Source organism: Leptospira venezuelensis (genome assembly GCF_002150035.1).
Taxonomy (GTDB): domain Bacteria; phylum Spirochaetota; class Leptospiria; order Leptospirales; family Leptospiraceae; genus Leptospira_B; species Leptospira_B venezuelensis.
The window spans coordinates 132,476-148,542 of sequence record NZ_NETS01000006.1 but is presented as its reverse complement, the minus strand read 5'-3'; the positions used below and the strand labels follow the sequence as shown (position 1 = coordinate 148,542).

General features: G+C 38.5%; 15 protein-coding genes. 6 read left to right on the top strand and 9 right to left on the bottom strand.

Features of this window, described 5'->3' with window-relative positions; all coding sequences use genetic code 11:
- Positions 1–52: 52 nt before the first annotated feature.
- Together B1C82_RS01115 and B1C82_RS01110 are read right to left on the bottom strand one after the other, a co-directional pair.
- Positions 53–733 carry a transmembrane-type terpene cyclase gene (locus B1C82_RS01115; RefSeq protein ID WP_086445774.1) on the bottom strand — a complete coding sequence of 227 codons (681 nt, stop codon included), beginning with the start codon at positions 731–733 and terminating at the stop codon, positions 53–55.
- A gap of 3 nt (positions 734–736) precedes the next feature.
- Positions 737–1,861: an oxygenase MpaB family protein gene (locus B1C82_RS01110; RefSeq protein WP_086445773.1), complete on the bottom strand. Its 1,125-nt coding sequence runs from the start codon at positions 1,859–1,861 to the stop codon at positions 737–739.
- Positions 1,862–1,959: 98 nt separating this feature from the next.
- On the opposite strand from B1C82_RS01110, the gene B1C82_RS01105 reads away from it, so the two are divergent.
- The gene (locus B1C82_RS01105) at positions 1,960–3,348 is read left to right on the top strand and encodes an OmpP1/FadL family transporter (RefSeq protein WP_086445772.1); all 1,389 of its coding nucleotides are present in this window, start codon (positions 1,960–1,962) and stop codon (positions 3,346–3,348) included.
- On the opposite strand, the gene B1C82_RS01100 is transcribed toward B1C82_RS01105, so the two are convergent.
- On the bottom strand, positions 3,345–3,821 hold the full coding sequence (locus B1C82_RS01100; RefSeq protein WP_086445771.1) for a hypothetical protein: 477 nt from the start codon (positions 3,819–3,821) through the stop codon (positions 3,345–3,347). The genes B1C82_RS01105 and B1C82_RS01100 overlap by 4 nt on opposite strands.
- Before the next feature lie 118 nt (positions 3,822–3,939).
- On the opposite strand from B1C82_RS01100, the gene B1C82_RS01095 reads away from it, so the two are divergent.
- Positions 3,940–4,692 carry an enoyl-CoA hydratase/isomerase family protein gene (locus tag B1C82_RS01095; protein ID WP_086445770.1) on the top strand — a complete coding sequence of 251 codons (753 nt, stop codon included), beginning with the start codon at positions 3,940–3,942 and terminating at the stop codon, positions 4,690–4,692.
- 2 nt (positions 4,693–4,694) lie between these two features.
- Here B1C82_RS01095 and B1C82_RS01090 read toward each other — a convergent pair whose 3' ends face one another.
- The gene (locus B1C82_RS01090) at positions 4,695–5,594 is read right to left on the bottom strand and encodes a haloalkane dehalogenase (RefSeq protein ID WP_086445769.1); all 900 of its coding nucleotides are present in this window, start codon (positions 5,592–5,594) and stop codon (positions 4,695–4,697) included.
- Between the two features lie 161 nt (positions 5,595–5,755).
- Between B1C82_RS01090 and B1C82_RS01085 the strand changes: the two genes are divergently transcribed.
- Positions 5,756–6,883 carry an MBL fold metallo-hydrolase gene (locus B1C82_RS01085; RefSeq protein ID WP_086445768.1) on the top strand — a complete coding sequence of 376 codons (1,128 nt, stop codon included), beginning with the start codon at positions 5,756–5,758 and terminating at the stop codon, positions 6,881–6,883.
- Position 6,884: 1 nt separating this feature from the next.
- Here B1C82_RS01085 and B1C82_RS01080 read toward each other — a convergent pair whose 3' ends face one another.
- The 5 genes from B1C82_RS01080 to B1C82_RS01060 all read right to left on the bottom strand — a co-directional run bounded on the left by B1C82_RS01080 (position 6,885) and on the right by B1C82_RS01060 (position 11,677).
- Complete coding sequence (locus B1C82_RS01080) at positions 6,885–7,496, bottom strand: LuxR C-terminal-related transcriptional regulator (protein WP_086445767.1); 612 nt, start codon at positions 7,494–7,496, stop codon at positions 6,885–6,887.
- Positions 7,497–7,499: 3 nt separating this feature from the next.
- Positions 7,500–8,693, bottom strand: coding sequence for a sensor histidine kinase (locus tag B1C82_RS01075; RefSeq protein ID WP_086445766.1), 1,194 nt, complete (start codon positions 8,691–8,693; stop codon positions 7,500–7,502).
- Between the two features lie 317 nt (positions 8,694–9,010).
- Positions 9,011–9,538 carry a hypothetical protein gene (locus B1C82_RS01070; protein ID WP_086445765.1) on the bottom strand — a complete coding sequence of 176 codons (528 nt, stop codon included), beginning with the start codon at positions 9,536–9,538 and terminating at the stop codon, positions 9,011–9,013.
- A 130-nt stretch (positions 9,539–9,668) separates the two neighbouring features.
- Entirely contained in the window at positions 9,669–10,349 is a 681-nt protein-coding gene (locus B1C82_RS01065) for a class I SAM-dependent methyltransferase (RefSeq protein WP_086445764.1), read from the bottom strand.
- Entirely contained in the window at positions 10,346–11,677 is a 1,332-nt protein-coding gene (locus B1C82_RS01060; RefSeq protein ID WP_086445763.1) for a hypothetical protein, read from the bottom strand. The genes B1C82_RS01065 and B1C82_RS01060 overlap by 4 nt, the downstream gene beginning before the upstream one ends.
- Positions 11,678–11,785: 108 nt before the next feature.
- On the opposite strand from B1C82_RS01060, the gene B1C82_RS01055 reads away from it, so the two are divergent.
- Genes B1C82_RS01055 through B1C82_RS01045 form a run of 3 tightly spaced genes read left to right on the top strand, consistent with a single transcriptional unit; the run spans position 11,786 to position 16,030 of the window.
- Entirely contained in the window at positions 11,786–13,801 is a 2,016-nt protein-coding gene (locus B1C82_RS01055; protein ID WP_086445762.1) for a protein meaA, read from the top strand.
- Between the two features lie 3 nt (positions 13,802–13,804).
- A complete protein-coding gene (locus B1C82_RS01050) occupies positions 13,805–14,758 on the top strand; it encodes a P-loop NTPase family protein (protein ID WP_086445761.1) in 954 nt (317 codons plus the stop codon).
- A 42-nt stretch (positions 14,759–14,800) separates the two neighbouring features.
- Positions 14,801–16,030, top strand: coding sequence for an ankyrin repeat domain-containing protein (locus B1C82_RS01045; RefSeq protein WP_086445948.1), 1,230 nt, complete (start codon positions 14,801–14,803; stop codon positions 16,028–16,030).
- The last annotated feature ends 37 nt before the right edge of the window (positions 16,031–16,067 follow it).

The following is a 16,067-nucleotide window of genomic DNA, read 5'->3' as shown; positions in this document are numbered from 1 at the left end:
ATTTTCGAGACCAATACGATCCCGAACCCTCACCCGAACTAAATTTTAGAGCTCACACTTTTGAGGGCGAATACTTTTGGCGTGTAAAGATCCAGACATAGTAAATGTCAGCTATCGTTCCGAGCCCGCTCAATACTTGAACAAAGTATTTATCCGGAAAGTATAGAAAGATGAAGATCGTAAAGAATCCGTTGCCTAAAAACTTTGCCCAAGAAACAGGATAGGAGAACATGTTCGGATCTCCTGTTTTCAAGAAAAGGATCGGATACATTACCGAAATGATCAGACTCAAAATATAAGCCGAATTAGAACCGGTAAAAAGATCATAACCTCCCTTATAGAAAGTATAGATCAATAATCCCCAAGACACTACCAAAATGCCCAAAAGAAATCTATATCCTTTGTCCGTCATTGGCAAGGAAATTTGTTTTTTACCAAATCGGATCACTTGATAGAAAATGACTATGTCCAATACGAATCCGAGCCTATAGCCCCAAAGTAATATTGCACCCATTGGTTCTTTAAAGCAGAAACCCCATAATAATTCCCAGATAATGTTCCCGCAGGCGATAAAAACGGGCATCTCTACAAATTTTTTCTTGAACGGTTCTATTAGGAGAACTGCATACATATAGGCCCAAAAAACTACACCTAATAACAGGAAAATATTCTCAATAAGCGTATAACGTCCGAAATACTCCGGATCCGTTGCTAAACTCTGCCAAAAACTCATCCTTTATAGTCTCCAATTCTCTCTTAATGAAGGCGGGATCCAGAATCTTGCTTTTTTTCCACCGTAATAAAAATGATCCATAGAAAAAAGAAGTTTGGAAGCAAAATAAGCGACTAACTTTCCGAACCCCTCATCATCATCTACATGAGAGTCTATATCCTTAAAGATCCTTTCCATAAAATACCCCAGAGGATTTTTTGGAGGCCATCCCAATCCAAGCACTTCGCTTGTTTTTTGTCCCATATATGTTTGCAGAAAAAATAATGGAAGATTATCGAATAAATTTCCAGGAAGCATATATTCCATAAAGTCCAACAGAGATTTTGCAAGTATCTTACCTGCATCCGAAGGTTTTTGTTGGTCACTAAAGATAGACTCACCTAAAGAATGTGCGTTATCGTATCCTTCTGGACAAAGTTCAGGTTTTACTCCTATAAAATGTCCAACCACTCTCCATAAGTGAATGTATGCGTCTTTTTCGTCCTGGCTGAGTTTTAAAGAAGATTGACCAAGACCTTCTACCACTAAGCTCGAAAAAGATTGTAGAGTGCCAGCCATGTCTTCTTGGTTGATTGGTTGTCCCCAAGCTGGGTCCCAATCTTTTCCTTTCCCAAGGAAATAACGTATGGATGCATGCATAAGCCTCACTTTTTGCGCTGTGCGTATTCCTTTTCCTTGAGGTCCCAATCCATTCTGTTGAGCAACAGAGATCACAAACTGGGTTGTTTCCATGAGCCTTCGATTAACTCCGTCTATGACTCCATTCTGTTCTATTAATCTTCCAGTTTTGTAAAGTACCTGTGCTCCATCTCCGCAAGAGTATGCCATGGGAAGAGACTTAACACATAGCATCATTAAGATCTGAGGTCCATAAGTGGAGAATAATTGCTCTCCTTTTGTGATCTTATTTTTATCTGCCCAAGAAGGAAGATCTTCCGTCTCATAAAAATATTTTTCAAGATAGTCGGGTAAGCCGGAAGGAATAGGATCCGAGTTCCTGGAAAGCGCATCGAAAAAGAGCATAGTTTTCTCTCTATCAAAAGCGGATTCAGTAAAATATTTTGTGACTATTTCATCCGCCAATGGATCAGTTTCTTTTCGTAATGCGCGTAACTCACTCGAATTCATTCTAAAACCCAACCTCGCTTCAGGAATGCGCCAGTTTTATATTTTGAATTTTAAAAAGAAAGCACTTGTAAAAAAAACCGTAACGAATTCCTTGAAGCATGCTTTTTGGATCTAGAGTTCGTAAAAAATTCTACCTATTTTTCTTAGCTATAATTTCTTTCCTGGCTCCCAAGTTAGAAGCTGTAGGGCTTTTTCAACCTTCTCATAATGCGAGATACGGTGGTATGGGCGGAGTAAATTTAGCAATCGGGGGATCTCCTATGGACATAGGGACCAATCCAGCTAACTTAAGTCTCAAAAATCGAAAAGAGCTGGAGTTCGGAATTTCTTTACCGTATATCCGTACAGTATACAAAGACAAATTTTCAGATCCAGACCCAAATTATTCCTACGAAAACTCTGAATCCTATAACGTGCTCGCTCCCCTTCCCTATTTTGCGATCCGAATTCCAATCAGCGAAAAATGGACTTACGGAGGAGGAATTTATATACCAGGCGGCGGAAATGGAGAAGTTTCCGGACTCACAAGGATCACACCTAACGGCCAAAGTTTGAACGATTGGTCAGGGATGAAACTCCCAAGTCCAATAGGAGATTCTAGAAGAATACAGGAAAGTTATTCTTCTACATTTTATCTTGTCAAGTCCACTCATGCACTTTCTTATAAGATCGGCGGACTTTCTATAGCTTTAGGAATAGAAGGAATTTATTCCAGACAGATCGCTTACCAAAAGTTTTATGATATTACAGGAAATATCGAAGTTCCCGGCCAAGGTTTTGACTATAAAAGTAAAAATGCATATGCTCTCGGCGGAATCTTCGGGACAACTTACCAGATCACTGATACATTAAAAATTGCTTATTCTTATCAAACTTCTGCAAAAATTCCTTTAGATGGAAGTATGCAAGTAGGCTCATACCCAAGCCGCACAGGAGTTTCCGCAACATTTGCAGTTCCAGAAAGACATGGTTTAGGTTTTTCTTATGGAACGGATACATTCAAGATCGGAGTAGACGCATTATATTATAATTATTCTTCTTATACTTCTACCTATAAACAAACATTGGCTGCTCCTGTATTTCCAACTGCATTCGGACAAACGAATGTGATCCCGCAAAATTTAGCTTATCATGATTCTTGGGCGCTCGGAATAGGAGGAGAATGGATCTTAAACGATTGGACTTGGAGATTAGGCGCAAGGCATAACTCAGGAGTCCTAAGATCAGAAGGAACCAATGCACTCCAGGCAGGAATCATGGTCCAAGATTTGGTTTCCGGTGGATTCGGATATTCAACCGGAAAATGGAAATTTGATTTTACTCTTCTATATTATCTTCCGGTAAGAGTTTATAATGGAGGTTCTGCAGATTGGAACTTCAATCATGCAGTATTCTCCAAAGACGATGTAAGAGTCGCAGAATTCAAACACTCCTTACGATCGGATATCCCTGCAATATTATTAGGAGCCAGCTATTCTTTTGATTAAGATTTTTGAATAGATTCATTAGAAGATATAATCACCGCTGCAGTCAAAAGGCAAAATGCTAGGAAATCAAAACTGAATGCTCCTACTTGTCCGAACTGCCATGCAGATCTTATGCTATTCCAATGTTCCGGAATTGTATGAGTGACAGTCCATTCTTTGATTTGAGAAGAAGCTGGGGCCACGAAAAAAAACCAAACTCCGAGAGAGAAAACAAAGGAGAAGGCGCTCAAAATCGAATAACGAAATGATTTTGCACCTTTAGAAAGATAAGCGATCGTAAAAATAAGAAGAATAGAACCTACCTGCACAATAGGCCCTATGATAGCAAAATATTTATACAAACTAGTTTGAACTTGAAAGTATAGTTCTGCTTCCCAATGCAATTTAGGCTCCGCTTCCATCACATGCGCAAATCTCATTCCAAGAGTTAATGCGGCTAAAATTAAAGCAAAAAATCGGACCTTAGATAACATGATAGGCTCCTTTCATTTCCTTTAGCTTCTATTCAGAACTAAAAAGGTTACCGAATTTCTTCAAAAAAAGAATTCATTTTCATTTGAATTTTCAAAAAGAAACCTTATTAAAACCTGCATGGATTACAATCATCTCAGTATAGAAAACCGAGACGGGCTACTAATTGTTCTTCTAAACCGTCCAGAATCCAATAATGCTTTAAATATAAGGATTAGAGACGAATTAGAATCTGTTTTTTCAGAATCCAAAAATGATCCTAAGATCAGAGGAATACTTTTGGGAGCAAACGGCAAAAACTTCTGTAGCGGTTACGATTTAGAAGAAGTAGTCGAAACAAAACTAGGATCATTCAGGCATCGTATTTTAGAATATCATTATGAACTTTATTCTTTTCCAAAACCTTTAGTCTGTGTACTAAAAGGTTTTTGTTCTGCGGGAGGATTCGATCTGGCACTTTCAGGTGATTATATTCTCGCAGAAAAGAAAACATTTTTATTCCGACCAGAAATTCGTTTCGGTGGACCTCCCCTAATCACCACTTTAGCCCGAAAAGTCGGTCCTACAAAGGCATTATCTTTGACACTATTAGGAGACCCACTTCGCTCCAAAGACGCGTTAGAATTAGGGATTATAGATGAAATCGTTACAGAAGGTGATCCTATCACAAAAGGTTTAAAAGTTTTAGAGAAACTTTCTCAATGGGATCCAAAACTCATCAAAGCAGAAAAAGAAATCTCAAATAATTTTTTCCACGGAAACCTGTATGAGAACTTGAAAAAGGAATTCGATCTATTCAAAGAATTTTTAGAAAATCCGAACTTTCTGAAAATAGTTACAGAATATGCAAAATCAATTAAACAGAAAATTTGAATCTACGGATTGCTCTGGATAAATTCAGAAAGAAGTTCCGCAAGTAACTCGCCCTTTTCTTCTTGAAGAAAATGCCCTGCTCCTTGGATCACTGTATGTTTCTGTCCTTTTGCTCCCGGTATAGTCCTCCTAAAGAAAATATCTCCACCTTTTGTGATCGGATCTGAATCACTAAACATAGTTATAAAAGGTTTTTTAAAATTTTTATAGAACATCCAAGCCTGACGATTCCTTTCCGATTCTGGATTATCAGGAGAGATTGGTACAAGAGTAGGAAATTTTCTTGCTCCTGCTTTATAAGATTCATCCGGATAGGGAGAATCATAAGCATGAATTATATCGGGACTTAATTTATTTACGCATCCATTTTGGATGATCTTTCCTACTGGAAGTTTGCTTACTTCCTGGGAAAAGCGAAGCCATTTCAAAAAATCTTCCTTGGGAGGAATATCTCCTGTAGGTAAAAAAGTATTCGCGGCGCATACTCTAGCAAAACGAGAATCCAATTCTGCTACCGCTCTTAAACCTAATAAACCTCCCCAGTCTTGACAGAAAAGAGTAATATTTTGTAAATCTAGAGCAATAATTAGATTTTTCAGCCAATCTACATGATTCTTATACGTATAAGTTTTTAGATCCGTTGGTTTATCTGATTTTCCGAAACCGATCAAGTCGGGAGCGATCACTCTATAACCTTTTTCTGATAAAGGAGGGATCATCTTCCTGTAAAGATAGGACCAACTTGGTTCTCCATGTAATAATAAAACTGTTTCTTTTGCATTTTTAGGACCCTCGTCCACATAATGCATTTTGAATTCTCCAACAGAAATATAGTGAGGAGAAAAAGGATAATCCTTTAGATTAGAAAAACATTCGGAAGGAGTTTCAAGAAAAGTTTGCATACCAAATCTACCAGAACGGATGTATTCCGTGTAAGGGCCCTGATCGTAGGTCCTTAAGAATTCTTGTCAAACTTCTTCCCAAAAAAAGAATTAACTCATGTTTTCTGATTTTAAAAACTTAGAAAATGAGATCCTGTAGGACCTCCTACGAAGGGAGTTTTATGTTCGGAAAAAAAGCACAGAAAGTCACAATTTGCACTTCTTTCCTTCTATTCGGTTTATTCCTATTAGTTTTATTCCAAACAGCTTGTTTGAGTTCTTTCGGAGGAACCCCAAGCGGAACACGATTAGAAAAAATGAAAACTTCTAAGATGTTCCACGAAGGAAAGTTTGAGAATGATCCTTTTGTTCCGATGCTTAGCGCCGGATCTTATCTTGGAGTTATGAAAAGACAATTTTTTGGCTCCGAAGTAAGAACTCCTCCCTCCCCAATCCCTATTCAAAAACCAGACCTAAAAACTTTTTCAAATCCGATAACTCCGGGTTTAAGAGCGATCTGGTTTGGACATTCTTCTGTTCTTGTAGAAATAGATGGAATTCGTATCTTCACTGATCCAGTTTTCTCTCAAAAGGTTTCCCCATTCGAAAGTATAGGTCCAGGAAGACTTTTTCCTTTGCCCTTGGAATTATCAGAACTTCCTAATATAGACGCAGTTGTTATCTCGCATGACCATTATGATCATCTGGATATGGTTACTGCTCAGTTTTTAGCGAAGAAGGGTACAAAATATTTTGTGCCACTCGGAATCGGAGCTCATTTGGAATCCTGGGGAATCCCAGAAAACCAGATTATAGAATTGGATTGGTGGGAAAAAGGGAATATTAAGAATATTGAAATCGTCTGCACACCTGCAGTTCATTATTCTGGAAGAGGTCTATTTAATGGAAAATCAACTCTTTGGTCTTCTTGGAGCCTGATTGGGCCTAAACATAAATTTTTCCATAGCGGAGATACAGGTTATTCTTCTCACTTTTCAGAGATAGGTAAAAAGTTAGGACCTTTCGATCTGACCTCCATCAAAGTGGGAGCTTACGATTGGACCTGGGAAGGAATTCACATGAATCCTGAATATGCTGTCCAGGCTCATTTAGATCTGAAAGGTAAAACAATGCTTCCAGTACATTGGGCAACTTTCAATCTTGCGATCCATTCTTGGGATGAACCAATTCTAAGAACAAAACAAGGAGCGGATCAGAATGGGGTTCGTCTAGCAACGCCTAAACCTGGAGAATGGTTAGATTTACAAAAGGACCTGATTTCTGAAGCCTGGTGGGAGAAAGTAAAATAGGTTAGGAAAATTTCCGTACCAATTCCAGTCTAGAATTCACATGCAACTTTCTGAATATACTTTTAATTTGGACCCTTACTGTCCCTTCTTTTGTGCCTAAGAAAGCTGCAATTTCTTTAGTTCTCTTGCCGTCCACGATCATATCCAATACCTTCTTCTCTCGATTGGATAACACTTCCACTTCCTTTTGAGTAGTTTTACGGAAAGATTGGATAACCCTTGCGGCCAGTCCTGGAGAAAGTATCCCTCCCCCTTCTAAAAGTATCTCCGCTTTTTCTTGAATATCCCCTACATCTTTTTTAAGAATATATCCGCTCGCTCCCGCCTTTAGAGCTTTGAATAAAGCCTCTTCTGATTCAAATGCAGATAAGATAGCGTAATTTGTTTTGGAATGGGCCAAATATTCTTCTAGAATAAAATCCAAACCACTTTTTCCAGGTAAATCTATATCCACGAATACTAGGTCATAAGTGATTTCTTTTTCTTTAGGGAATTCTTCGGCAGAGTTATAAACTTCTACCTTGGTAACTCTATTCATTTTTTTTAATCTTTCTTTGCACTGACTCGCAAATACAGGATCATCTTCTAGGATCGCTATTTTATATAATTTCACGAATCAAATTCTCCGCAATTGGCGGATCGGGATCGCCAAAAATCCTTTAAAATCCCGATTTTCTAAATTTTCTTTCCATTCTCCATTAATGACGGATGTTCTGAATTGGATTGTCTTATTTCCCTTGGAACCAATTCTCATCTCTTGAAAATTTGTGCGGGTCCGAATAGATATCTCTATGAAATCTTTTTTAGGAGAGAACGTCCAATGAGAAGTTCCAGATCCATATTTTAGATCGTTTGAGCAGATCTCTGTTACTATTCCTAAAATTTGCTCTGCCTTTTCTGTATCTATATTAAAGTCTTCTTCACCTTCTCTTGTGAATCTAACTTTTCGTCCTGCGTTACCGTATCTTCTCAATAGTAATACTCTGATCCCACTCCAGATATCTTCTGAGATTAGTTTAACATCAGCCATACTCGCAGTGATTTCTCTGATTCCTTTAAAAATATCTTCCGACAATTTCTCTAGTTTCAGAAGTGAATCCGTATCTCCGCTTTTATAACCCTGAATAGAACGTACCAATAGATTTAAATCGGTAACTTTCGCCCCTAAATAATCGTGAAGATCTCTAGTTATAGCTTCTCTCTCATCATACAATCTTTCCTGAAGTTTTTTAGTCTTCTTAAGATGTTCTATTCTAAATCCGTACCACCAAGTATTACATAAGCAGATAAATAATTGAAGTGCGCTCATATTACTGATCTGCACCCATAAGGTCCTATCAGAAAAATATCCGATTCCTTCTGGAAAGATCCTTAAGATATAAAATGCTACTACGGAAAAAGAATAGATTGTATAGAAGATTGGTCTTCCATTGAAGAATAAGCTCACTAATAAAAGGATCACTTGGTTGGTGATCCACATATTATTATCGTAAAAATAATATTCGTTGTCATGGAATTGTGTCTCTACTTCCAAGACCAACAAGATAAAAAGTCCCCCAAATATGATCAGGTTCTTTCTAAAATAATTTTTGTAATAAAATTGGATCACTCCTAGGCTGAACAAACAGATAAAAGCAGAGATTAAATCCAGATATAGTAAAAGGTAATTGGAGCGGAAGTATTCTAAGACCGCTCCCCAGACGGTGATCGCACATACAATCCCGAAAAAGTATGAGGCTATTCTATAATTTTGGGAATAGAATTCTTCCCTTGCAAATCTAGCTATTTCCTTTTCTTTCACACTTTCCATATTCGCTTCAGGCTATCCGACAGACATCGTTTAGCACATGCTAGCTATCGGAAGATAAAACTCTATTCGAATATTTATCTCTTATAGCCTTTTAGTGACATAGAATCTAATTTTTGTTTTTTAGAAATCAATCTGATCGGTTTAACTTCTTTGGAGCAGTGTGTTTAGACGGAAATAATTTTTTAGTGAGCGTATACTTAGAAGCAAGTTCGGAAAATACAATCACAATGGAGTTTACAAAACTGCGAATAGAGCACCAGAAATTCTGGTGCTGCGTATTATTCTTAGTATCAAGCGAAAGAGACAGTAGCCAAATTTTATTTAAGCCTATTTTTATTCGAAGGATCCTTAGGATCAGCTTTTACACAGACGAAATAAACTCGCGCTAACGGGGTATCCAATTGGCTAATTCCTCCAGTGGAGGTAATAAAATGAAAATAAGCAGTCCCTTTTGTAGGCTTATGAGCAGTCCATACTTGTGAATTTGGAAGTTTGTAATGATCCTCCTTAAATTCCCCCGCCTCAAATAGATCGTTTAGTTCCGGTATATAGGGAATAACCATATCATATTTTGGACATATATATTTCACTCCATCCAGATTCGTTGGGATCCGGGTACCGACCATATACGTTTTGCCTTTAACTGTAACATAACGGAACTGACCATCTGATTCCAGTTCTTCATTATATTGTAAACTTACAGGGCTATCAGGGCTTACGTCAGGAGGGAGATTTTTAAAGTGACCTTGTTTAGTCTCCGCTGTTTTGCAGGAAAATAAAACTGAAAAAGAAATAACGATAAAAAAACTATAGATCAATCTATAATCATAGACTTTTGATTTCATACGCGAGCAAGCTACTGTATTTTACTTCCTCGGAAAACTCTTTTTTAATGAAAAATGATTTAAATGAGAAAAAGACCCGAGCATAATGTCAGACATATAAAACATGCATATATAGTCATAGAGAATAGCCCTATTCGTCCACGAACAGTTCGTCACAAAACGGGCTGTCTTTCGTGATCCTGCTTTCCAAAAGATTAAATGCCACTCTTCTAAAATAAGGACGTATTAATTTTTCATAATACTTTTTAGATCTTTGGTGCGCATAAGGATCTGTAAAGTAAATCTCCTTTTTCATTCTTGTATAATCGTTTTTAGTAGGAACAGTAAAATAGAGATAATTCGTGATCTTATGTAGTTTTTCAAAAACCTTAGGCAGATGTTTATCTTCTATATACTGGACTACCGAGTTACAGATCCCAAGAGTGAATGGAGGAAGATGAATATGTTTCAGATCCAGATCTTGGATGGTAGAATGCAGAAAAGAAAGATTATAAGAGCGGATCCATTTTTGTTTTGCGATCGCGTCTATCATGTCTTCAGAAGGATCTACTGCGAACACACGATTCGGTTGGAATATTTTTACGAATTCTTTAAGGAGTAACGCTTTACCAAAACCAAAGTCTGCAATACTCCTGGGATGGACTTGCATCAAATCGAAAACGGATTTTATGTATTTTGCATGTTCTTTAGCGTTAAAAGAAGCATCTACGTCCTTCCCGCTTCCATAAATCTCATTCCAATAAGAAGTTTCGAATGGTAGACCGTTAGCTCCGTAAGCGATATAATCGGAGTCTTGCGGTTTTTTACTCATACATCAGGAGCCTTAGAAGCAGAAAGCCAAGAAATGAAGAATGCTTTCAGTTCATCGTAACCTTTTTGGTCGGAAAGTTCCGATTTAGCCTCGATAGATCTGGTTTTTAAAGTTTTTAAACTAGGATCAGTTTGTATTCTCTTCCATAAGAACCCATTGATCAGCACTCTTTCTCCGGATAAAAACAGATATGGAGTATTCTTCGCCTTTACTTCTCTTTGTAAAAGTTTTCTGTCTACCGCCCAAACTTCAGATAAAAGAATATAATCTTTTTCTCTTATTTCAGGATAAGAAGTAAAATGAGTCCTTTGTTTAGAAACGAAATATAGATAAGCAGAAGTTTCAGGAGAAACATAGATCCTTTCGTCCTGGTCTACGATCAATCTTCCTTTTAAGGATGTCACATCTTTAGCAAGTGTGTTTAACTTTATCTTATCCACACCTAAAATAGGACGGATCGTAAAATAGCCGGAAACTGCAATCAGCGCAAAGATCCCAATAGAAGCAGGGAGCGAATTCAATTCTTTCTCGGAACGAAGCAAGAAAACGCCAATAAACAGAATTAGAATAAAAGAACCGAAACCTAAAAGGTAGTTCCAAACGGCTTGGCCCATAAATCGAAAAGAGTGAGCCCCATAAAAATTAAGATTTCCTAATAGAATAATCCCAAGTACGAGAACCGAAAGATAGCCGAATAAGAAAAGTTTAGGAAGGTTTCTTCTTTTGAAAAATACAGATTGTTGTTTCTTCTTCTCTCTTATGCCTACTGTTCCCGCTTTGATCACAAAAATAGTAAATCCTATCAAAAAGAAAGTGAAATGAGAGAAAAACCCGAGCACAGTAAAGGAAACTAAGATCAGAAGATCCACCACTGTTTCCATTCGAAACGAAAGAAATAATACGAGAAGAAACGAAAAGGCTACTAATTCTCCCAGCATATTCAAAGGAACAAGATAAGAGAACGGATTGATCGCTGCTAAATAACAGAAAAGATAATGATTTAGCTTCCAACTCTCTTTTTCCATCACATAAGCGCAAAGATGAATTCCTAAACTCAGGAAAAATGCACCGAAAGAGAGATAAGCCGGTATATAATTCAAACCAAAGATCGATTTCCAAAAGGATAAAAGCAAAAATGGAAGAGGTTCGCGGAAGGAGAAAAATTTTCCATCTTCCGAAAGAGAACGTAATTCTGCCAATGTTCGGAAACTTTCTCCGTTGGACGGGTCACCGTGCCAGGAATAGAGAAGGGTCAGAAGACCGGTGAGAAACAGCGTCGAGAGTGAAATGAGCGCGGGGTTTGCTTTTCTGTTTCTTTCCAAGTCCATGCGGCGGAATTCTTCTCCTACGGATTTCGGAGCTACGTTAAAAATTTAGGTGAAATTATACCAACACATTTTGAACTAAACTAAGAGGCATATTCCGAGGGCAAGAAGATGGAAAAAAAAGACCATATCCTTTACGATAAGACCGGAAATCCTAGCAAAGAGCCGGCTTGGATTTTCAGAACTTACGCGGGTCATACAAACGCGAAGGAGTCCAACGAACTCTTTAGAAAAAACCTGGCAAAGGGTCAAACCGGCCTTTCCATCGCCTTTGATCTTCCCACACAATGCGGTTATAGCTCAGATCACGCAATCGCTAGGCCGGAAATCGGAAAAGTAGGAGTTCCAATCAACACGTTGGAAGACTTCCGAATCCTATTCGATCAGATCCCGATCGAAGAAATGAACACTTCCATGACCATCAATGGTACTTCCATGTGGTTACTTTCTCTATATGTGGCGTTAGCCGAAGAAAGAGGAGAAGACGTTTCCAAACTCCAAGGAACGACTCAAAACGACATAATTAAAGAATATCTAGCTCGCGGGACTTATATTTTCCCTCCGGAACATTCAATCCGAATCATCGTGGATATGTACGAATATTGTTTGAAAAGAATTCCAAAATGGAACCCATCCAATATTTGTTCTTACCATTTACAAGAAGCAGGAGCAACTCCTGTGCAAGAGTTGGCATTCGCGCTTGCTACCGGAATGGCAATCTTAGATGCAGTGAAAGAAAGAAACTGTTTCACTCACGAAGAATTTGAACAATGTGTTGGTAGGATCTCCTTCTTCGTAAATGCAGGAATTCGTTTCATCGAAGAAATGTGTAAAATGCGGGCCTTCTCAGATATGTGGGAAGAGATCACAGTAGGGATCTATCAGGTCAAAAACGAAAAATACCGCCGCTTCCGTTACGGAGTCCAAGTAAACTCACTCGGATTAACAGAAGAACAACCTGAAAACAACGCTTGGAGAATTTTGATCGAATCTTTAGGAGTTACCTTAAGTAGAGATGCAAGATGCCGCGCACTTCAACTTCCGGCTTGGAACGAAGCACTTTCGCTTCCTCGTCCTTGGGACCAACAATGGTCACTTCGTTTACAACAAGTACTCGCATACGAAACGGATCTTCTTGAATACCCTGACCTATTCGAAGGTTCTAGAGTTGTAGAAAGTAAAGTAAAAGATCTTATCGAGAACGCAAACAAAGAGATCCAAAAGATCAAAGAAATGGGTGGAGCCATCAAAGCAATCGAAAACGGTTACATGAAAGCCCAACTCGTAAAATCCCAAGCAGAAAGACTCGCTAAGATCAATAACGACGAACTTATTATCGTAGGAAAAAACAAATGGAAAGAAGGGATCCCTTCCCCTCTTACCAACGATCCTGATGGAGGGATTTTCAAAGTAGATCCTAAATCCGCGGAACAAACCTTAAAAGTACTCTCCGATGTAAAAGCAAGAAGAGATGCGAAGAAGGTCGCGGAATCTCTAGCAAGATTAGAAGACGACGCTAAAAACGGAAAGAACCTCATGTTCGCTTCCGTAGAATGTGCTAAGGCGCTTGTGACTACAGGAGAATGGGCAGATACACTCAGAAAAATATTCGGAGAATATCGCCCATCCACCGGAGTAGAAGGACAAAAACTCAATCTGGAATCTGACAAAGTTTCTAATGTCAGAACCAAAGTAGAGAAATTCCAAAAAGCAACAGGCGCAAGACCTAAGATCGTTGTAGGAAAACCTGGGTTAGACGGCCATTCTAACGGTGCAGAAATGATCGCAGTGTCCGCAAAACATGCGGGATTCGACGTAATCTATTCGGGAATTAGATTAACTCCAGAAGAGATCGTACAATCCGCTGTAGAAGAAAACGCAAATGTGATCGGAGTGTCCATACTTTCCGGATCTCACGTAGAACTTGCAGAGCAAATATTCGCAGAGTTAAAACATTATAAAGCGGATATACCTGTGGTCTTCGGAGGAATCATTCCTCAGCCTGATTTCGAAAAATTACATTCCATCGGAGTGAAAGCAATCTTCACACCTAAAGATTATGATCTGATGGATGTAATGGATCGTATCATAGACATCGTATCTGAGAAAATTCCAGCTTCCGTATAAGGCATGACCGTACGGTTTGCAGAGAAGGAACTCAAAGAACTGATCCAAGAAGCTTCTCAAGGGGAAAAATATCCTCTTGCGAAGCTGATCAGTGAACTGGAAAAACCGGATTCATTCGAATTTCGTAAAGTTCTATTCAAAGAGTTGGAAAACTCTGGCTTTCATGGGGACAAATCCGTCACCATAGGATTTACAGGAACTCCCGGTGCGGGAAAATCTTCGCTTCTAGGAGAGATCTCCACAAATTTCTTACAAACTGTCCCAGACAAAAAAATGGCAGTAGTTGCCATAGATCCTTCTAGTCATATTAGTGGAGGATCATTACTCGGAGATAGAACTAGGCTTTCTTTACCAGTAAGAGAAAAGAGGATTTTTTTCAGATCCCAACCCAGCCAATTGGAACTGGGAGGCCTAAATCCTTATACCTATCATGTGATCCGATTGCTTCGTTGTTTTTTCGATTTTATATTCGTGGAAACAGTGGGGATCGGCCAAAATGAGATAGAAGTCTCCAAATTGGCGGATCTTTCCTTTTTGGTCATGGTCCCTTTGGGCGGAGACCAGATCCAATTCATGAAAAGTGGGATCATGGAAGTCCCAGATGCATTCATATTAAATAAATGTGATGAAGAAAATCTTGCTAGAGCAAGTTATCATACTCTTTCCACTACTCTCGAATTCCTGAGAGATATTGTCCCAGGAGGAAGTATACCTCCTATTTTTCTAACCAGCGTAAAAACTAAAAAAGGGATCCAAGAACTTTTAGATTTTATTCTAAAAAGTAAACCTCATACTAAAAGATCCTCTGAAACTAAAGTCCAGATCGAAAAATGGATCAAGACAGAATATGGGAATTTTGGGCTTTCTTTCTCTGAGAATTTAGGAAATATTCCGCAAAAGAATTACGAGGAATGGGAAAGTTTCTTTAATTCGGAAATCCGTTCCAAATTAAAATAAATTATTGATTGATAAAGACGGATTTTTTTGTCCAATCTTTGGATGAAATTTTCGTTCAGTTCCCTTTTATTAATCCTCTTACTTTTATTCGCGTTCGGTTCTTCTTTCTCCGAAGAAATCAAATTTGTTCATCCTAGTAATGCAGTCGGCGGAACATTCTCCGGGATCAAAAAAAGAGCAGAGCTGCCCTCCCCTACTATTTCCGGTGCTGGCTTAAAAGCAGTTGCCATAGTTGGAGAAGTGGATGGTAACGAAGGTCCTAAAACCCGAGAATATATAAATAATATCAAAGGACTCGTGAAAATTTTAAAAGACAGAGGAGTTTCTGTATTTGAATTTTATCCTCCGAATAACCCTTGGTCAGGAATCAAAGAAGCATCAGAAAATGCGAATATAGTTTTATATGCAGGACATGGTGTTGGAACCAATCTGGACCAACCACCTTATGACCAAAGATCAGTAGGTGGATTTTATCTGGGAAAAGAGTTTGTTTCCAACGAGCAAATTTCTTCAGGAATGAAACCTGCGCCTGGCGCGATCGTTCTATTCTTAGGTGCCTGTTTTACTGCAGGAAATATGGCATACGATATGGGAGTGATCCGAGACGAAGAAACTAAAAAAAGGATCTCCATGTATTCATCTCCTTTTTTGGAGACTGGATTCAAAGGGTATTATGCTACCTGGGCCCCTTGGACAGCTCAGACAATTCTAGCATTACTATTTACTAACAAAAATTATGGAGATGTTTATTTCAGCCAAACAAATCCTCAGGAAGTGACTAAAATTTCTCATCCTAATTCTTCTAAATCTTCCTTATATTATCACACTAAACCTCCAGCTTCTAAACCTGTTTATGATTATGCGTTTGCAGGAGATCCTTCCAGTGTGATACGATCTGAAAATTCTATTTCTGATACAGAAACTAAGATTACAGAAGAGGAAAGACTAAAACAGAATCGTATCTTAATTTCCAGCCTATACGACAAGAATGAGAACAAATCCTTGGAATCTTTGGAAAAAGGTGCTGACCCGAATGCGGATTATATGGGCTGGAAACCTATCCATCTTGCAATCGTATTCGATCTTCCTAATGTAGTGAGGGAACTCGTTCGTAAAAAAGCTTCCATCAATGCTCAGGCAGAAGGTTATACTCCTCTGTCCATGGCCCTTGCTTATGAACGAAAAGAGATTGCCAAGTTTTTGGAAAAAGAAGGCGGAACAAGAAGTAGAGCTGCTTTTAAAAAACCGAATATCCCGAATTTAAAGAAATAGAAAGATCTAATTGTTAAATGGAACATCTGCTGTCCCC